Origin of the sequence: Salegentibacter sp. Hel_I_6, from assembly GCF_000745315.1 — a bacterium.
In the GTDB taxonomy this organism is placed as follows: domain Bacteria; phylum Bacteroidota; class Bacteroidia; order Flavobacteriales; family Flavobacteriaceae; genus Salegentibacter.
Map to the genome: position 1 here is coordinate 3,114,931 of NZ_JQNQ01000001.1, position 18,999 is coordinate 3,133,929.

19 protein-coding genes are annotated in these 18,999 nt (G+C 37.6%); 10 read left to right on the forward strand and 9 right to left on the reverse strand.

Translation table 11 applies throughout. The features are described 5' to 3' along the window. Nucleotides 1–29 precede the first annotated feature (29 nt). Nucleotides 30–482 (reverse strand): pantetheine-phosphate adenylyltransferase, encoded by a 453-nt coding sequence (gene coaD, locus FG27_RS13730; RefSeq protein ID WP_037320069.1) that lies wholly within the window; start codon nucleotides 480–482, stop codon nucleotides 30–32. Between the two features lie 316 nt (nucleotides 483–798). Here coaD and FG27_RS13735 point away from each other — a divergent pair, with 316 nt between their 5' ends. After that, nucleotides 799–1,995: a hypothetical protein gene (locus FG27_RS13735; RefSeq protein WP_037320071.1), complete on the forward strand. Its 1,197-nt coding sequence runs from the start codon at nucleotides 799–801 to the stop codon at nucleotides 1,993–1,995. A 13-nt stretch (nucleotides 1,996–2,008) separates the two neighbouring features. Here the strand turns inward: FG27_RS13735 and FG27_RS13740 are convergent, their stop codons facing one another. Next, nucleotides 2,009–2,989 (reverse strand): D-alanine--D-alanine ligase, encoded by a 981-nt coding sequence (locus FG27_RS13740; protein ID WP_037322308.1) that lies wholly within the window; start codon nucleotides 2,987–2,989, stop codon nucleotides 2,009–2,011. A gap of 171 nt (nucleotides 2,990–3,160) precedes the next feature. Here FG27_RS13740 and FG27_RS13745 point away from each other — a divergent pair, with 171 nt between their 5' ends. From FG27_RS13745 to FG27_RS13760, 4 genes are read left to right on the forward strand one after another with little or no spacing between them, the layout of a single operon-like run. After that, nucleotides 3,161–3,778, forward strand: coding sequence for a PASTA domain-containing protein (locus tag FG27_RS13745; RefSeq protein WP_037320073.1), 618 nt, complete (start codon nucleotides 3,161–3,163; stop codon nucleotides 3,776–3,778). Next, nucleotides 3,778–4,824, forward strand: a complete 1,047-nt coding sequence (locus FG27_RS13750) for an RluA family pseudouridine synthase (protein WP_037320075.1) — start codon at nucleotides 3,778–3,780, stop codon at nucleotides 4,822–4,824. Before FG27_RS13745 ends, FG27_RS13750 begins: the two co-directional genes overlap by 1 nt. A 36-nt stretch (nucleotides 4,825–4,860) precedes the next feature. Continuing rightward, the gene (locus FG27_RS13755; protein ID WP_037320078.1) at nucleotides 4,861–5,094 is read left to right on the forward strand and encodes a hypothetical protein; all 234 of its coding nucleotides are present in this window, start codon (nucleotides 4,861–4,863) and stop codon (nucleotides 5,092–5,094) included. Nucleotides 5,095–5,129: 35 nt separating this feature from the next. After that, on the forward strand, nucleotides 5,130–5,354 hold the full coding sequence (locus tag FG27_RS13760; RefSeq protein ID WP_037320079.1) for a type II toxin-antitoxin system RelE/ParE family toxin: 225 nt from the start codon (nucleotides 5,130–5,132) through the stop codon (nucleotides 5,352–5,354). Nucleotides 5,355–5,502: 148 nt separating this feature from the next. Here FG27_RS13760 and FG27_RS13765 read toward each other — a convergent pair whose 3' ends face one another. The 3 genes from FG27_RS13765 to FG27_RS13775 all read right to left on the reverse strand — a co-directional run bounded on the left by FG27_RS13765 (nucleotide 5,503) and on the right by FG27_RS13775 (nucleotide 7,384). Beyond that, on the reverse strand, nucleotides 5,503–6,231 hold the full coding sequence (locus FG27_RS13765; RefSeq protein WP_037320082.1) for an SDR family oxidoreductase: 729 nt from the start codon (nucleotides 6,229–6,231) through the stop codon (nucleotides 5,503–5,505). A gap of 514 nt (nucleotides 6,232–6,745) precedes the next feature. Further along, on the reverse strand, nucleotides 6,746–6,994 hold the full coding sequence (locus FG27_RS13770) for a hypothetical protein (RefSeq protein WP_037320084.1): 249 nt from the start codon (nucleotides 6,992–6,994) through the stop codon (nucleotides 6,746–6,748). A gap of 93 nt (nucleotides 6,995–7,087) precedes the next feature. After that, complete coding sequence (locus tag FG27_RS13775) at nucleotides 7,088–7,384, reverse strand: TIGR03643 family protein (protein ID WP_037320086.1); 297 nt, start codon at nucleotides 7,382–7,384, stop codon at nucleotides 7,088–7,090. Between the two features lie 254 nt (nucleotides 7,385–7,638). Between FG27_RS13775 and FG27_RS13780 the strand changes: the two genes are divergently transcribed. Next, nucleotides 7,639–8,004, forward strand: a complete 366-nt coding sequence (locus FG27_RS13780) for a hypothetical protein (RefSeq protein WP_037320088.1) — start codon at nucleotides 7,639–7,641, stop codon at nucleotides 8,002–8,004. Nucleotides 8,005–8,032: 28 nt separating this feature from the next. Here FG27_RS13780 and FG27_RS13785 read toward each other — a convergent pair whose 3' ends face one another. Further along, the gene (locus FG27_RS13785; protein ID WP_037320090.1) at nucleotides 8,033–10,012 is read right to left on the reverse strand and encodes a DUF2075 domain-containing protein; all 1,980 of its coding nucleotides are present in this window, start codon (nucleotides 10,010–10,012) and stop codon (nucleotides 8,033–8,035) included. A gap of 216 nt (nucleotides 10,013–10,228) precedes the next feature. On the opposite strand from FG27_RS13785, the gene FG27_RS13790 reads away from it, so the two are divergent. From FG27_RS13790 to FG27_RS13805, 4 genes are all read left to right on the forward strand, one after another. After that, nucleotides 10,229–10,720 carry a CIA30 family protein gene (locus FG27_RS13790; RefSeq protein ID WP_037320093.1) on the forward strand — a complete coding sequence of 164 codons (492 nt, stop codon included), beginning with the start codon at nucleotides 10,229–10,231 and terminating at the stop codon, nucleotides 10,718–10,720. Between the two features lie 151 nt (nucleotides 10,721–10,871). Beyond that, a complete protein-coding gene (gene yaaA, locus FG27_RS13795; protein WP_037320095.1) occupies nucleotides 10,872–11,633 on the forward strand; it encodes a peroxide stress protein YaaA in 762 nt (253 codons plus the stop codon). A gap of 905 nt (nucleotides 11,634–12,538) precedes the next feature. Next, complete coding sequence (locus FG27_RS13800; RefSeq protein WP_037320097.1) at nucleotides 12,539–15,988, forward strand: pyruvate carboxylase; 3,450 nt, start codon at nucleotides 12,539–12,541, stop codon at nucleotides 15,986–15,988. Between the two features lie 296 nt (nucleotides 15,989–16,284). Beyond that, nucleotides 16,285–16,944, forward strand: a complete 660-nt coding sequence (locus tag FG27_RS13805; RefSeq protein ID WP_037320099.1) for a uracil-DNA glycosylase family protein — start codon at nucleotides 16,285–16,287, stop codon at nucleotides 16,942–16,944. A 531-nt stretch (nucleotides 16,945–17,475) separates the two neighbouring features. On the opposite strand, the gene FG27_RS18990 is transcribed toward FG27_RS13805, so the two are convergent. From FG27_RS18990 to trpA, 3 genes are all read right to left on the reverse strand, one after another. Continuing rightward, the gene (locus FG27_RS18990; protein WP_081912623.1) at nucleotides 17,476–17,610 is read right to left on the reverse strand and encodes a 30S ribosomal protein THX; all 135 of its coding nucleotides are present in this window, start codon (nucleotides 17,608–17,610) and stop codon (nucleotides 17,476–17,478) included. Between the two features lie 3 nt (nucleotides 17,611–17,613). Next, nucleotides 17,614–17,757 (reverse strand): hypothetical protein, encoded by a 144-nt coding sequence (locus tag FG27_RS19280; RefSeq protein ID WP_197051688.1) that lies wholly within the window; start codon nucleotides 17,755–17,757, stop codon nucleotides 17,614–17,616. 78 nt (nucleotides 17,758–17,835) lie between these two features. Continuing rightward, the gene (gene trpA / locus FG27_RS13810; protein WP_037320101.1) at nucleotides 17,836–18,603 is read right to left on the reverse strand and encodes a tryptophan synthase subunit alpha; all 768 of its coding nucleotides are present in this window, start codon (nucleotides 18,601–18,603) and stop codon (nucleotides 17,836–17,838) included. Nucleotides 18,604–18,999: the final 396 nt, after the last annotated feature.

Below are 18,999 nucleotides of genomic sequence, written 5' to 3' on the forward strand. Positions count from 1 at the left end.
AGGCGAGCGCAAAATAGCCTGGTTGATTTTTATTTCTTCACCACATCTGGCACCATAAACTTATAATCTCCATTGTTGCGAATTACATCGCGAACTACCGTAGAAGAAATATGACTTTTTCCTGAAGAGGTAATAAAGAACAAAGTGTCTATGCCGCTCATCTTATAATTGGTTTGCCCAATAGCCTTTTCAAACTCCAGGTCCTGTGCATTTCTCAGACCGCGTAATAGGAACCCGGCATTTTGTTCCTTGCAAAAATCTACGGTAAGTCCTTTGTAAGTAGTTACACTTATTTTAGGCTCATCTTTAAATGTTTCCTTTAAAAAATGAAGTCGGTCTTCCAGCGAAAACATATATTTTTTATCAGAATTGGTCCCAATAGCCAGGATGATCTCATCAAATAGCGGCAGCGCTCTTTCAATAATATCGGTGTGGCCTAATGTAATAGGATCAAAAGATCCAGGAAATACTGCTTTTCTCATTATAAATTTCTTAGTCTTTCCCATGAAGACGGGAAACCATTATAGTTAATCTTCATCGCACTTCGTTTCTTCACCATAAATTCAGACGGAAAACTATAAATTCATTCTCTTTACATCCGGAAAGGTGAAAGTTTATTCACTTTTTCCTCTTAATCTCAGCTTTCTGGCTATTATTTATGGAATTAAATTATCAAACTCCCAAGTAAATATAAGCTTTTAGCTGTGCAAAGAAAAATTTTAAAAACCGCTTAAAAATTTAGCTAGATAAATATCAAAAATTTCGTGGAAATTATATTTTTGCGCATTAACATTATATATGAAAAAAACACTGTTTGTTTTGTTATTTCTTTCAGGTATCTCTTTAATTTCAGCGCAAAATAAAGATAATATTGAAAATGAAATCTTGAGTTATACCAATTCTCAAACTCAAATAATATCAAAAGGAAGACTGCTTTTAGCCGATAGTTTTTTAGAAGGCGATTTGCAAAAGGTAGAAGAAGTTAGAAATTATTTGCTCAAAGAAGTTGATTCTGAAAATTATATCGCGCTACTGCCTGGCGAGCAATGGTTAATTTCTTACTGGACCGGGGAATTTTATGATGTATTAGATTCTGTAAACTATTACTATACCAAAGGAAGCAACAGTTATGAGAATAAAATTTTTCCGCTGGAAGACCGCCTTTATTATAAACTGGTAGAAAAGTCGTGGAACGAACTGGAAAAACTGGAAGAGAAAATATTGAATTCTGATTTAAATGAAGAACAAAAGGATTTTCTATTACTTCATTTAAATTATATGATTTCGGGCCAACCTTTAAACACTATTAGCCAGGATGAAATAAATAAGATGGCCGATTTGTTCCTGGAGAACCATCCTACAGGAAAATATACCGACTTAGTTAAAAATAATATTCGGTTTAGATTTGTTGCTTCCAATTGGGGATTTGCTTTTGATTTCTTTATGGGGTACGCCGTTCAAAATGGGGCGCTTTCTTCTCAATTTAATAATGGTTTTGCCTTAGGCCATGGCTTTGATGTGGAATATAAAAAGTTTAGCCTCTACTTAAGAAACTATATAGGTTTTACCAAAACCCTTGAAGAAATGGAAGTAGAAGGTGTGGCCTGGGAAAAAGAGATGCGTCTTACCCAATATTTGCCTGAAGCATCTATAGGTTACAGTGTGGTAGATAATAGTAAATTGAAATTAAGCCCTTTTGCAGGTATTGGTGGGGTCGCATTTAGCCCAACTCAAAGTGATATTAATAACCGCCCCGAACTTGAAGACAGTCAGGTGGGTTTTGTTACTGCTTATACCCTTGGGGCAAATTTAGATTTTAAGTTGGGATGGAACACCAGCGCTATTTTGCCAAATGATAAAACATATTGGTTTTTGCGTTGTCGTTATGGTTATACTATGCCGCAAATGGGGAATTATCCCGGTTATCAAGGGAACATCCATTATTTTAATATTGGAATAGGCGGCGTTGCTCGTGGAACGAAAAGGCTTATATAAATTTGAAAATAAACTATTGAAGTTTTAATGCTGTTTCAATCGCGCTCCCATAAAGATCGGTTAAACTAATTCCGGCGGCTTTAGCTTGTTGAGGTAAAATACTCGCCTGGCTTAAGCCCGGGGTGGTGTTCATTTCAATAAAATGCGGTTCGCCATTATGGAAAATAAATTCAGAACGGGTAAAGCCGCGCATTTTTAATTTTCTGTAAATCAGTTTTGCGATTTCCTGAACCTGTTTTGTCTTTTCTTCTGAAATATTCGCCGGGGTTATTTCCTGCGATTTTCCTAAATATTTAGCTTCGTAATCAAAGAATTCATTTTCTGAAATAATCTCGGTAACCGGTAAAGCTTTAATTTTTCCTTTATAGGTAATCACGCCAACCGAAACCTCAGTCCCGTCCAGGAAAGATTCAATAATTACTTCGTCATCTTCTTTAAAAGCGGTTTTTGTAGCTGGGATTAGTTGTTCTTCAGTTTTCACTTTGGTAATTCCAAAACTACTGCCGGCACGATTGGCCTTTACAAAACAGGGCAGGCCAACTCTAGCAATAATCTCATCAGCATTTACCTTATCTTCTTTATTCAAAAAATAATTTAAGGCGGTTTTTATTCCGTAGGGCTTTAAAACACTTATCAGATCTCGTTTATTAAAAGTTAATGCCGCCTGATAGTATCCACAGGTAGTTTGAGGAATCCCTATTAATTCCAGGTAAGCCTGTAAAAGTCCGTTTTCTCCCGGGGTACCGTGAATAGTATTAAAAACGCAATCGAAAGAAATTATTTTTCCGTCTATTTTTACCGTAAAATCATTTTTATTGATCGGGTAAGGGGTATCATCATCGGCTACCACCACCCATTCTTTACGCAAAATATGCACCCGGTAAGGTTCATAAAGATCGCGGTTAAGATGTTTATAAACCATATTTCCGCTATTGATAGAAATATGATATTCACTGGAAAAGCCGCCCATGGCGATGGCAATTTTTTTCTTCATTTCTCCGTTATCAGTTGTCAGTTTTCGGTTAACAGTTTTTTCAGCTATTGGCCTGGTTAGAAAGCTCGCTGAGCACTCAAAATCCAGTACCGATAACTGTGAGAACAAATCTACAAACAATCTGCCACCAAAAGCAGGGGTTTTATATCTTTGCTGCCTAGAAACAAATGTATGGGATTCTTTAAATTTATTTTCAGCAAAACATTTTTAATTCAAATAGTGATTGCTGCAATTTTGGTAATAGTGCTTGCTTTTTTATCGCTGCAATGGTTGGATTATTCCACCAACCAGGATCAGCGTATCGCCGTTCCAGATCTCTCTAAACAGTCTTTAGATGTAGTAGATGATCAATTGGCAGAACTGGATTTAAGATATGAGATCCTTGATTCTGCAAATTATAATCCCGATTTTCCACGTTATTCGGTAATAGAACAGGCGCCGGAGCCGGGACAGTTTGTAAAAGAAAATAGAAAGATTTATCTCACTTTAAATCCTTCGGGATATAGAAAAGTAATGATTCCAAATTTAATGAGAAGCACTCGCCGCCAGGCAGAACCTACCTTGAGAGCTTTAGGTTTTGAAATTGGCGATGTGAGTTATAAACCAGACATTGCTGAAGATGCGGTATTGGAGTTGAGGCATAAAGGCCAAAAACTGGAGCCTGGAGATGAATTGATGAAAACTTCTAAAATAGATCTTGTATTGGGTGATGGTTCTGGCAGGTATAGAATGGAAGGTGAAGAAGAGCAGGATAGTATCAATAATGAAGCGGAAGAAATCGAATTTTAATGAAGGACGACGAGCAACACGAAATAGAGGAACAGGACGATACTTTATACGAACATCATAAATTTGAGGCCGGTCCCGGGCAAAAACCTCTTCGGGTAGATAAATTCTTAATGAATTTTATCGAAAACGCAACCCGAAATAAAATTCAGAAAGCCGCGAAAACGGGAAACATCTACGTTAACGAAGAACAGGTAAAACAAAATTATAAAGTAAAGGCCGGCGATGTGGTGCAGGTGATGTTTGAGCATCCACCGTACGAGTTTTTACTTACTCCAGAGAATATTCCGTTAGATATTGTTTATGAAGATGATACCTTGCTGGTGGTAAATAAACCCGCCGGAATGGTAGTACATCCCGGTCACGGGAATTACAGCGGCACACTTATTAATGCGCTGATCTATCATTTTGAAAATCTTCCGAACAACTCCAGCGACCGCCCGGGATTAGTTCACCGAATAGACAAAGACACCAGCGGACTATTAGTTATCGCCAAAACTGAAGAAGCGATGACGCATCTTTCCAAACAGTTTTTTGATAAAACCAGCGAACGCGAATACGTGGCTTTAGTTTGGGGAAATGTAGAAGAAGGCGAGGGCAGGGTAGAAGGTAATATTGGTCGCCACCCTAAAAACCGACTCCAAAACACGGTTTACGAAGGTGACGATGCCGAAAAAGGAAAACCAGCGGTTACCCATTATAAGGTTTTAGAACGTTTTGGTTATGTAACGCTGGTTTCCTGTAAACTGGAAACCGGAAGAACCCACCAAATTAGGGTACATATGAAGCACATTGGCCATACGCTATTTAACGATGAACGCTACGGTGGCGAAAAGATACTAAAGGGAACTACTTTTAGTAAATACAAGCAATTTGTAGATAACTGTTTTAAGATTTTACCCCGCCAGGCACTACACGCTAAGACACTTGGTTTTATTCACCCAAAAACCGGCGAAGCGATGAGCTTCAATACCGAAATTCCTGAAGATATCCAGGCTTGTATCGAAAAATGGCGCAACTACGCCAAAAACCAGAAAGAGGTTTTGTAAGGTTTTTTCGTTAACTTTATAAGAAAGCTTGTTGAAATGGAAAACATACACCTAAAAGTTAGCACTAGAGAAGCCTATAAAGACTTAATGGAGTTTTTGGAAAAGTTTGATAAAAATGAACTCGAAATTATCCCTGATTCAGATTTTGAAAAGCAAAAAGCAGAACTAGAAAAGGAGCTGGAAGCAATTGAGAATGGGGATTCTGATTTAATGGATATCGAAGAATATGACAGCTATCTGGAAAAGGTTATAAATGAATATGAAGATTAAATTATCTTCAAAATTCAGGACGTCAGGTAAGATATATTGCTAAGGATAAACCCGCAGCGGCTAGAAAATTTAAAACCGACTTATTGTCTGAAATTCGTGAAATTTCAGATTACCCATACTCTTTTCGTCCATCAATTTATTTTGAAAATGAAAATATCCGGGAAATGATTTTCAAAGGATATGTAATCATTTTCCGGATAGATCCTGAAAATAAAATAATTTTGGTTTTCGCTCTTTTAAAACACGAAGAATTTTCTTGATAGATTGTTTTAGTAAAGTTCTAAGTAAGAATTTTCAATTATGAGATTGAAAATATTTCAGCAGCAACCCCTCCGGCCTGCGGCCACCTCCCCTTGAAAATAAGGGGAGGAGCTTTTGGTGGTTTTGAATAAGTCGCAAGTTGGGCTTTTAACTCTTCCCTGTAGGTTTTATAAGCAACTCATTCACATTTACACTATCGGGTTGAGTGGTAGCGTAAAGCACCGCATCTGCAATATTTTTAGGAGCTAATTTTGGTTCGCCATTTCCATAATCCTTATCTTCCAGTAATTCCTCGTCGTTGATATCTTCTCGCAGACTGGTTTCTACAGTTCCCGGTTCTATAGAAGTCACCCGAATATTAAAGTCGGGAGAAAGTTCCATACGCATTGCGCGGGAAAGTTCGATTACCGCGGCTTTAGATGCACCATACACAGCGCCGCCTTCAAAGATCTCTTTTCCGTCTACCGAGGCGATGTTGATGATATGTCCGCTGTTCTGTTTCTTCATAGATGGAAGTGCAGCGTGAATGCAGCGCAAAGTTCCTTTTACATTTACTTCAATGGTTTGCAACCAATCTTCCAGTTTTTCATTTTTAAGATAGGTAAGCGGCATAACTCCGGCCGAATTCACTAAAATATCTATGCGGCCAAAATGATCGTAAATTTTATCGAAAGCCTCATGAACACTTTTATCGCTGGTAACATCTAATTCCACTTCCAAACTTTGACTAAGACCTTTACCAATATCCTTTAATTTATCTACGTTTCTACTGGCAAGGGCAACTTTGCAGCCGCTTTTAGAAAGCTCTTCGGCAATAGATTTTCCAATTCCGCTACTGGCACCCGTTATCACGGCTACCTTATCGTTCAAATTCATAATGTTTTTATTTATTGGTTTATTCGCAAGTTGGGAGGAATTGGAAGTTTTAGGCGTTAAAGAAGTTTGAAATAACAGGAATTTAACGAGTGAGATCTTTAAATGCAACAACTTAGATCCCCGATAAAAAATCGGGGTAGGCTCTGAAACAAGCCTGCCTGACCTGCGGGACAGGTAACAGAAAATTTAAACGACATCTCGCTTCAAATTTTACGATCAATTTTCGATATACCGCTTAAATTTTCTACTAATACACATCTACTCTCATAATTCTCTAGTAATTACCGGTGACGTTTCTCTTTAAATGATTGGTTGTAGCTTTCTTTTTGGTAAGTGTAGTATTTTTCCGGCGTTAAAAATTTTTGAAGCCCTGGAGAAAATTTAGCCAGGAAAATACGGTTTTGATTCGCAGGAGCGAATCGGAAACATCTACAAAAAAGTGTCCTTTTTTTGGTTCGGTTTTTTGGACAAGCAAAAAAATGAACAATCTCAATGCTGAGGATATAAAAGAATCTTAATTCATCGAACAATTCACATTCGCCATCATCTTCCAGGAACAGAAAAATTCCGGAAGTTTTTTAGCAGAAGTAAGTTTCTTCTTAAACCTTATTTTTATGAATTTCCCCCCGGAAGTCTTGTATTGGTAATTCGCCGAATTAAGCAAACGCCCGTTATAATCTATAATTATTCCTCCGGTATTTCTCCAAAGAAAACTGCCGCTAAAGGCTTTTACAAGTTTGGGATGTTTACGGGGACCTTCCATTTTTTGAGTTTTTTGGAAGTATAAGATAAGGAAAAGTTGTGTTAAAATTAGGCTTGAGGAGAAATTAATTGATTTCCAGAGTGTTTCAAATCCTTAATATTTCTTTTTTGAAATCCGATTCCCGGTAATTTGGCGTTGTGCCGAAGATTTAAACCTCGAAATCTCGTTAACCCGTAGTTTGGCATGTTTGGTTTTCCTACCCTGCACCCGGGCGCGCCATTTTCTCCAGTTACGCGGGTGCATTTGCTCCTGCATAAATTTTATCACGTCTTTTTCGGCCAGCCCAAACTGAAATTCAATAGCTTCAAATGGCGTACGGTCTTCCCAGGCCATAGCAATTACCCGATCCTGCTGCCGCTCGTCTAATTCAAACTTTTTAGCAATGCTCATTTTTGTTACTCGATAATCGAGGTTTTAAAATTTATTCCGAATCATTTTCGAAATCAGAATTGTATTTTCCCCGAAATTCCTATTTCAAAATTAAGAAAATAGGAGCTTTTGATGGCTTGAACATTGGTGAAGGTTTTTGTAAATTAGAAAGATAATTTGGGCGTTCCCCTAACGGGTCGGGCTTTACGCTGCAATCTTTTTGCTCGTTCCTCGCAAAAAGGATTTCCACTGCAATCCCTAACGCAAAACAAGCTATGAAAAAAGCATATTTTAGATACAGAAAGCATCCTGGTGATTTCCTTAGAAATGCCGACTTACTGGAACTTCCAAACCCTGATGAAAATTTAGAGGATTTTTTAGTTTCGTTTTTAAATCATTATCAGTCTGATTCCAGAATCGCCTATATCAATGATTTGGATAAGCTTCTTTACAATGAATTTACCGACGAATTAAATAGATTAAAATTTATAAAAGAAATTGGAGAAAAAAGCAAGCTTGAGATCAAAGAAAAAATAAAGCAAATAGAAACAGAATTAAAAGATGAAGCTTTTAAAAATTTTTATCAGCTTTTATTAGAAAATAAAATTGAGATTATTGAAAAAACTTTTGATCAAAAATAAATTAATGTAAAGTCTGAGGGTGCATATTTTACAATAACTCCAATCCGATGTTTTTTAAATAGTTATATGTAGGGTCATAAAAATCAGGATTTCTAGTTTGGTCGTTTGGATCTCCTTCAGGTATGACTATAACCATTCCTTGTCTTGCCCTTGTCAGTAAAACTCTATAAGCGTTTATAAGATAGTTTTGTCTTTCTTTTTTGCGAATATTTTGCCATTTTTTACCTTTAAAAGAGAATGTTTTCCATCCTTCTTCAGAATACCGTAGATCTCCGTCCCAAGTAACACAAGCCCAATCTAGCTCTAATCCTTGTACGTGAAATTCAGTAGCTACGTCTTCAAGAAAATAAGATGATCGAACATCATCTTTGCCATTTAAAAACCAATGTACTGGATTCATAGGAGATTTAACATCTATCGCAAATGGCTTTAACCTTTGTGCCTGTGAAGAAACAACAATACCGAAGCGCTCACTTCCTCTGGCTTTTTCTTTCAACCATTTTTTAGCTTTTTTTAAATCTCTAGTCAGTACAATTGGATAACTATTATTGATCTGCTTAAGAGTTTTTTGAGCTTCCTCAACTTTTAAGTCGAGAATATTCTTTACAAAGTTAGAGAGGTTTTCAGCCCTAAATGAACGCATTGATACTGATAGGTGTAAGTTTTCATCAAATGAGACTTTTGTTTTTTTATTTAAATCTTCTATTGATTTTTTCGCTGCATACTCTGAATCGGTAAGATTTGGCGAAATATAAACTTCCCAATGATTGAACTTATTTTTGATAGCCTCTAACCATTCTGAAATTCCTGCTTCCCCTGTATTAATTTCTTGACCACCTCCTACTAAACAAACAATTACTGCCCAATCTTTATGCCTGTCTAGGCAAGAAATCAGAAATTCGGGTTCCGAATGATTAAAATCATCTTGCCCTTTTTTTTGTTTCATAAACTTGATAGTTTGTTCTTTATTCCAGGCTCTTTGTGCCTCATCAAAAATTGCTACGTGATCATAAGGGGGATTGGGATCAGTTAAATAGGCATCTCTGTAATGATGTATAATTTGAATAAAGGTTTTAACTCCTGCTCTTGCTTTGGCCTTTGTAATTTTATTTCCTTTATCTTTTTCATTTTGTACTTTATCTCTTGCCAGTGCTTCTTGAAGGATAGCTACTAATGGAGCATTTCCAGATAGATAAACACTTGCTGTTTTATTTTTGTCTTCAAGATGGGTTGTAGCAACTTTAAGACCAACTAAAGTTTTTCCAGCTCCTGGAACTCCAGTAACAAAACAAATTATTTTTTTGCTTTGTGATTTCGCAATCTTTATTATCTCAGATATTGAGGATGTAGTGGCAGTTAAATTCTTGGCTTCCGCATCACTGCGTGTAATTTCATCTACAGTATGATCATTATATAATGAAACTGCGGCTTCAACTATAGTGGGAGTAGGCGAATATCGGCCTTCTGAAAAAACTTTACCTTCGATTTGGCTTTCTTCATCTTGGAAGAAGGTAATTATAGATTGAATTACATTACTCAAATCTTCAGAGTTCGTACGAATTGGTAAAATCAAATTGTCATTGTGGGAAGTAGTCGCTATTTCTATGAAGGACTCTTTGGCTTCAGTTGCTACTAAAATGGGAGCCATCACAATATTATGACTTGGCTGATGAAAATTTTTCAAGTCTAAAGCGTAGTCCCAAACTTGCTCAAGATTATAGCTTAGGTATTTATTTTCTCCAACCTTATACTCAATTACAAAAACAATATTTTCCACTATTAGAATTACGTCTACTCGTTTACCCATTCGTGGAATAGAGAACTCAAAAAATATTGTTCCATTATACGGCTTCAAAATTTGTTGAAGAGATTCAATTTGATACTTCCAGGACTTATTTTGATTTCGACTGGAGTCAAATTGATTAAAATTAGTTATTTGCCCTATTATTTCATTTGTAGTTTTTTCGGTAAAAGATTTGATAGAATCTTTATAGTAGAAGTTCAGCATTTACTGGGAGGTTGAATTGTTGCTAAGTATTTAGCCAATTTAACATTTAATTCAGAAACCAAAAAAGGTTTTCCGTAAAGCGATCAAATTTTATCCACTATTTATTTTCTCATGGAATTCTTATTTCCATAAGTAGTTGATTATCAATAAAAAACCATAACTTGAAAACAAAAAATGCTTCAGCAACAATGCTTCTTGTTTTTAATAATCCTGACGATGAGTAAATTACTTCTTTATGATTTTAGCGCTACTACGGACTGGTCTGCCTGGGAAGTGGAGAACGATGTGGTGATGGGTGGTAATTCCAGCAGTAAACTGGAACGCAGCGACGAGGGAAATGCTATATTTAAAGGTTCGGTTTCTCTGGAAAACAATGGCGGTTTCGCTTCGGTGCAGTATCATTTTCCATCTAAAAATATCAAAGGCTACAAAAAAGCGCTTATTTTATTAAAAGGGGACGGGAAGTCTTATCAATTCAGGATGAAAGCCAATTTACAGGATAGAGCTTCCTATATTTATACATTCAAAACTACCGGCGACTGGCAAACGGTTGAGGTTCCGCTAAAGGAAATGGAACCGGTTTTTCGCGGAAACAAACTGGATCTTCCCAACTTTTCTGCAGAAACCATTCAGGAAATTCGGTTTTTAATCGGGAATAAAAAAGCAGAAGATTTTCGACTCGAAATTGATAAAATCGAGCTGGAGTAATTTTCCATAGTAGAAATTACAAGGGCGTTTGCGGCTTGAAAATTTATTCAATAGCAATAATTCATAACTATACTTCCATAAAAAACTAATAAAAGCCGGCTTTCCCGGTTTCTATGCTTTCACTTATATTTGAAACAAAAATCAGCCAAGTATGAAAATTGTTGTTTCTCCGGCCAAAAGCCTGGATTACGAATCTAAATTACCTACTACTCGCGGCACACAGCCGGCTTTTTTGGAAACTACCGCCAAACTTAATCGTAAGATGGCAAGAATGACCAAAAATGAGATTTCTGAATTGATGAGCATCAGCGATAAGCTCGCCGATCTTAATTATACCCGCTACCAGGATTTTGAAGAAGAACACAACAAAAAGAATTCTCGCCCTGCTATGTATGCTTTTGCAGGCGATGTTTATACAGGCCTGGATGCTTATACCATTCCCACCGAAAAACTGGACCGCCTACAGGATAGTTTGCGCATCCTTTCCGGACTTTATGGCGTGCTAAAACCGCTGGATCTCATGCAGCCTTATCGTTTAGAGATGGGAACTTCGGTAGGTATAGAACGCAAGGATAACCTATATGAAGTTTGGCAACCAAAAGTTACCGAACTCCTGAATGAGGAAATGGAAGATGGCGAACTGTTTATCAATCTGGCCAGCAATGAATATTTTAAAGCTATAGATACCAAAAGACTAAAAGCTGAGGTGATCTCGCCGGTTTTTAAAGATTTTAAAAACGGAAAATTAAAGATCATCAGTTTCTTCGCGAAAAAGGCCCGTGGCTCTATGGTGCGTTATATTATAGACAAAGACGTAAAAACCCTGGAAGAACTTAAAGGTTTTGATTATATGGATTACCGTTTCAGCGAAGAACACACCGAAAAGGAAAACGAGCCGGTTTTTATTCGATAGTTCTTTTCAGTTCTCGGTTGTGGGTTCTCAGTTTTCAGTGTATATTTTCCAGCCTCATCGCGAGCGAAGAATGAGTGCGGCGATCTGTGGTTGTAATTTCTCGTCACTTTGAGTTGCCGACGTTAGTCGGAAGTATCGAGAAGTGCTTTTTAGTTAAAAGTAAAAAGTGAATAGTGAAAAGTGAAGAGTTAGGGTGAAGAGAGCTGGAGTAAAGCCTTCATAATTAAAAAAGATTGCTTCAGTCGTTCCTCCTTCGCAATGACGCTGTCAATTCACAAATCTAACTACCATCTCCAAACTCTAAACTCCAAACTGACCACACAGAACAGATTGCCACGTCGGCTATGGCCTCCTCGGAATGACGAAATAAAATATTCGTGAATTCGTGGCGTTTCAGTTTAATGGGTATTTTTTACTGAATAGTTAAAAGTTATTAGTGAATAGTGAAGAGTTAGGGTGAAGAGAGCTGGAGTAAAGCCTTCATAATTAAAAAAAGATGGATTCAATCGTTCCTTCTTCGCAATGACGCTGTCAATTCACGAATCTAACTATCAACTAACCATACAGAACAGATTGCCACGTCGACTGCGTCTCCTCGCAATGACGAGTAACGCTAAACAATAAACCCCAAACAACAAACAACACAAAACTGACAACTCACAACTGAGAACCCACAACTATTCCAGAGCAGATTGCCACGTCCCGTTACCGCAGTCCTCGCAATGACGCACAACGCGAAACAATAAACCCCAAACAACAAACAACAGAACCGACAACTGCCAACCGAGAACCGACAACCGAAACAACTTTTATATAAATTTTAGCATAACAAACCACCGTTTCTTCTGAATGTTTTAATAGTTTACAGCAACAACTAACTATTGCTAACTAACTCAATTAAAAAAATGAAGATTCAAAAAGTATTGGTGGCCAATCGTGGGGAAATCGCGATTCGAATTTTTAGGGCCTGCACTGAAATAGGAATAAGAACTGTAGGTATTTTTACCTTTGAAGATCGCTACTCCCTGCACCGCTATAAGGCCGATGAATCTTACCAAATAGGCCCCGATAAAGAGCCCTTAAAACCTTACCTGGATATAGATGCGATAATCAATACCGCCAAAGAAGTAGGTGCCGATGCTATTCATCCCGGTTACGGATTTCTTTCTGAAAACGCCGATTTTGCACAAGCCTGCAAAGACAATGATATTATTTTTATTGGGCCTGAGGTTTCAGTATTAAAAAGCCTGGGCGATAAAGTCACTGCGAAAACAGTAGCGGTAAAAAATAATGTTCCGGTTATTCAAAGCAACGAAAAAGATCTGGAAAGTCTGGATATTGCCATTGAAGAAGCCAACCGAATAGGCTATCCCATAATGCTAAAAGCCGCCAGTGGTGGTGGAGGCCGTGGAATGCGAGTGCTTAGAGAAGAAGCTGAATTAAGAAAAGCTTTTTCAGAATCTAAACGCGAAGCGCTGAATGCCTTTGGCGATGATACCGTTTTTATTGAAAAATTTATTGAAAATCCGAAGCATATTGAGATCCAGATCGTGGGAGATAACCACGGGAATATGGTGCATCTCTTTGAGCGAGATTGCTCGGTACAACGTCGTTACCAGAAGGTAATCGAATTCGCACCTTCCTATAACCTTGACCAAACCACTAAGGAGAAACTTTATGAGTATGCCGTGAATATTTGTAAAGCGGTGAATTATAATAATATTGGTACAGTCGAATTTCTGGTAGATCACGATGGTAGTATTTACTTTATTGAGGTGAATCCACGAATTCAGGTGGAGCATACCGTTACCGAAGTCGTTACCGGAATAGACCTGGTTAAAGCGCAGTTGTTTATTGCCGGCGGTTATAAACTAAGCGACGAGCAGATAAAAATTAAAGATCAGGCTTCGCTAAGCACTAACGGATTTGCCCTGCAATGTAGAATTACCACCGAAGATCCCGCCAACGATTTTCAACCAGATTATGGAACCATTACGACGTATAGAAGTGCTTCAGGATTTGGAATTAGGCTTGACGCAGGGAGTTTGTATCAGGGCGTGACCATCTCGCCTTTCTTTGATTCTATGTTGGTAAAAGTTTCCGCTAGTGGAAGAACTTTAGACGGTGCCTGCCGTAAAATGCGTCGGGCTTTAGCTGAATTTAGAATTAGGGGCGTAAAAACTAATATTCCGTTTTTAGATAATATTCTTCAGCATGAAAAATTTAGGGAGGGGAGCGTAACGGTGAATTTTATCGCCAATAATCCCGATCTATTTAAACTGAAAGAAACCCGAAACCGTGCCACCAGGATGGTTGAATTTTTGGGAGATGTGGTTGTAAATGGGAATCCCGATGTAAAGGAAATAATAGAAAAACCAAAACTTATAAAAGCCGATGTTCCTGCTTTTGATCGAAATGCATCATATCCAAAAGGAACCAAAGATTTGCTTACTGAACTGGGTCCAGAAAAGTTTGCCGAATGGTTAAAGAATGAAAAGAAAATTCATTTTACCGATACCACTTTTAGAGATGCGCACCAAAGCTTGCTGGCCACCAGGATGCGAAGTACAGATATGCTGAAAGTCGCTGAAGGTTTTGCTAAAAATCATCCCGAAACCTTTAGTATGGAAGTTTGGGGAGGTGCCACTTTTGATGTGTGCCTTAGATTTTTAAAAGAAAATCCGTGGGAGCGCTTGCAATTGCTTAGAAAAGCGATGCCGAATATCTTGCTGCAAATGCTAATGAGAGGTTCTAATGGTGTAGGTTATACCGCTTATCCGGATAATTTAATCGAAAAATTTGTAGCCGAAGCCTGGGAAAACGGGGTAGATATTTTTAGGATCTTTGATTCCCTGAATTGGATGAAATCTATCGCGCCCTGTATTGAATATGTACGTAAAAATACTTCTGGCCTTGCGGAAGCTTCAATTTGCTATACCGGCGATATACTTGACAAAAACAGTAAGTATAACTTGGACTATTATCTTCAGTTGGCAAAAGATATTGAAAATGCCGGGGCACATATTTTAGCGATAAAAGATATGGCCGGACTATTAAAACCTTACGCTGCCGGCGAACTGGTTTCCGCATTAAAAGCTGAGATCAATATTCCGGTGCATTTACATACCCACGATACTTCGTCTATACAGGCGGCTACTTATTTAAAAGCCATAGAGGCCGGAGTAGATGTGGTAGATGTAGCGCTGGGTGGACTTTCCGGACTTACCTCGCAACCTAATTTCAATTCTATGGTGGAAATGACGAAATCTGGTGAACGTAAAGCCGATTTCAATATGGAGAAGCTCAATGAATATTCGCATTATTGGGAGGCGGTAAGAAAGTATTATTTCCCATTTGAAAGCGGACTTAAAGCCGGTACTGCCGATGTTTACAAACACGAAATTCCCGGTGGGCAATATTCCAACCTGAAACCACAAGCCGAATCTTTAGGCCTGGCTTCCAGGTTTCACGAGATTACCGCGATGTATTCTAAAGTGAATAAGCTCTTTGGCGATATTATTAAAGTTACTCCGAGTAGTAAGGTAGTTGGCGATATGGCGCAGTACCTGGTGAGTAATAATTTGAGTATTGAAGATGTGATGGAGAAGGGCGAAAACCTTTCTTTTCCGCAGTCGGTGGTGAATTTCTTTAAAGGCGATTTAGGGCAACCTCACGGTGGTTTTCCAGCTGAGGTGCAAAAGATCATCTTAAAAGATCAAAAACCTTATACCGATAGACCAAATGCGCATTTAGAACCTATAGATTTTGAAAAGGAGTTTAAGGAATTCTGTGATATTTTTAAAGAAGGAATGGGCCGAAAACTGGAAATGACCGATTTCCTTTCGTATAAATTATATCCAAAGGTATTTACCGAATATTTTAATCATTACCGAAAATTTGGAGAAGTAATGAATATTCCGACTCCTAATTTTTTCTACGGAATGCAACCCGGAGAAGAGATTACCGTAGAAATGGATAAAGGAAAAACTTTGCTTATCGAATTCTTATCGGTAGGAACTGCAGATGAAGATGGACTCGTAGACGCATTTTTTAAAGTAAACGGCCAGACCAGAACGGTGAAAATTCAGGATAAGTCGGTTAAGGTTGAAAAAGTGGTTCACAAAAAGATCGATAAATCGAACGATAAAGAAGTAGGAGCACCAATTCAGGGTTCTATTTCTTCAATTTTAGTCGAAAAAGGACAAAAAGTGAAAAAGAATGAACCATTATTTGTAATTGAAGCCATGAAAATGGAAACCACCATCACGGCGAATAAAGAAGGCGAAATAGATGAAATAATTCATAAAGAAGGCACCATGGTTTTTGCCGATGATTTGGTTATTAAACTTAAATAAAATGTAACCAAATTTTCGGCCTATCGAAAGTTTAACGTCAGATTTGAAGCGAAAACCACGTAAAATTTTAGGCTGTTTGAGCCAAACGGATTTTGAAGTTTAACCTATTACGCTGGCGAGTTCCTAAAATTTAGTGGTTGAGCAATAAATCTAGTTAAAGTTTCGTAAGCCTAGACTTTTTTGTTTCTTTTTTGGGCAATGCAAAAAAGAAAAGGTAAGACAGTTTTTTATTTTAAAATTTAAAGCAACAATAAACACCAAACAACAAACCCCCAAACAAAAAACCGCGAAGCGACATGTTTCACCATACACATCCTTTTAAACCTTTTATTCCCGAAAATGCTACAAAACTAATTGTAGGCACATTACCGCCTCCCAGATTTACAAAAGGGGAATTTAAGGAAGGAGATGTCAATTTCTGTTACGGCAGTCGTGACGGACTTTTATGGATCGTTTTGGATAATATTTTTGATCTCGATCTTAAATTCGAAACTACGAAAGCAGCTATAGAGCAACGCAAAGATTTTCTTGAGAAAAGAGGAATTGGTATCTGCGATATGGTAGAAAGCAGTAGGAGGGAAAAGGTTGATGCTTCCGATCTTGGGATGCAGAAGGTGGAACTTCGGGATATGGTGGGGATTTTAGAAAAACACCCAAAAATAGAGACCCTGCTTTTTACCGGTGGAAATTCCAAAAATGGCCCTGAATATTTTTTCAGAAGACATCTCAAGGAAGTTAAAAGTGATATTAGGTTAAAAGTTATTTCTAACGAGGTGCCCAGGATTCACCAGTTTGTGCTAAACGGCCGACTTATAAAAACGGTTTCTTTAACCGCTCCATCGGGTTCGGCCAATCGTGCTATTGGCAGTATGGAACTTTATAAACAATTAAAGCAAAAGGATAAAGATTTTAATACGATAGATTTTAGAGTAATGCAGTATAGAGAGTGGTTTTAAATTTAGGTGTTCATCATCACAAGTGAATTACGAGCGTGGCGATCTTTGCTAATGTTTCCTCCGTCACTTCGAGTTTCCGACGTAAGTATCGAGAAATGCTTTGTAGTTAAAAGTGAATAGTGAAGAGGTAAGAGAAGAGAATAGAGAGGCAGAATTTTTAAACCTGCAATCCGAAACAATAAGCCCCAAACAACAAACAACAAACCGACAACTCACAACCGACAACCGATTCCAAAAAGAACAGATTGCCACGTCGACTAACGCCTCCTCGCAATGACGAACTAAAATATTCGTGTATTGGTGGCGACAGTCTCATTACTATCATCGCGAGCGAGCCACACGTCATGCTGAACTCGTTTCAGCATCTAACATGATTGAAATTATAAACTTGATTTCAACTTAGACCCCGAAATAAATTCGGGGTGACGAATAAATAAACATAATATAAAAAAAGGTCAATAAAAACAAAAACCCTGAATCTAAAAGTATAAACTTTCAAATTCAGGGTTTTCAGACGTAGTCAACTTACAACTACTGTAATTCTTTCTTTTCCTGTTCGGCCATGGTGGTTGGTTTCACCTTAAATTTTTTACGTTTAGGTCTTAGCCTACCATTCGTGCCAATTGCAATTTTTCCACGTTTTGTTTTTCTATCTCCACGTCCCATAAATTATTTTTTATTCTGTTGATCTTTTATGGTCTTTTCATCGTAATCTACCTGATTGGTATCTTTATCAGTTTTTCCTGTTGGATTGGTAGGATTAGTTTGATCTTTATCTCTCGTTCTTTTATTATCTTTAATAGGACCGCCCATAATTGTCGTTTTTTAAGTTCAATTACTAAGATAAGAATTCAAAAACTTAAAACCTGCCAAGAGCATGTTAGAATTTGGTTAAACCGGCCTGATGCTTTTCACAAAATCGCCTATATTATTTTTTCCGTTAGCATTGAGGTGCTTAATAAACGCCGAACCAATAATGGCGCCTTTTGCGTATTCTGTAGCCTGGTTGAAGGTCTCTTCGTCGCTAATTCCAAAGCCTACAATTTGCGGATTTTGAAGTTTCATTGCTGAAATTCTTTTAAAATAATCCCTGGTTTCCTCACTAAATCCGGAAGTAGAACCCGTAACACTCGCGATACTTACCATATAGATGAATCCGTTGGAAACTGAATCTATAAAGCGAATACGCTCTTCAGAAGTTTGCGGCGTGATCAGGAAAATATTCTGAAGTCCGTTTTCCTCAAAAATCGACTTGTATTCTTCATTATAAACATCAACGGGTAGATCTGGAATTATAAGTCCGTCAATTCCGGTTTCAGCACATTTTTTACAGAATTTCTCTACACCATACTGAAGAATAGGATTAAAATATCCCATAATAATCAGTGGAATTTCCACAGAATCTCTAATTCCTTTAAGCTGTTCAAAGAGTCTATTGGTGGTCATTCCGCTTTTAAGCGCTTTTGTGGAACTCTCCTGAATTGTTGGACCATCAGCCAGGGGATCACTAAAAGGCAAACCGATTTCAATAAAATCTACCCCGTTTTTTTCTAAATCCTGAATAATGGAAACTGTATCTTCGGGTTCAGGATAACCGGCGGTAAAATAGATAGAAAGCATCTTTTGCTCTTCCTGAAGTTTTTTATTTATTCTGTTCATTTTCAATAATCTTATAAATCATTATCCTGAATTCATTTCAGAATCTAAGTTGTTGTCTTATTTTCTTGCCACGAATACACTAATATGTTCTTCGTCATTGCGAGGGCAGCACCGCGGCAATCCTTATTTTTACATCATTCAGTTCCGAAACTTCGAGATATTTCAGAATCTATTTGTTTTCAATTTTTTCGCCACGAATACACTAATATTTTTTATTCCTAAATTTTTAGCACTCGTAGCAATCTATATTACTGTATACGTCATTCTGAATTCATTTCAGAATCTAAGTTGTTGTCTTATTTTCTTGCCACGAATACACTAATATGTTCTTCGTCATTGCGAGGGCAGCACCGCGGCAATCTTTATTTTTACATCATTCAGTTCCGAAACTTCGAG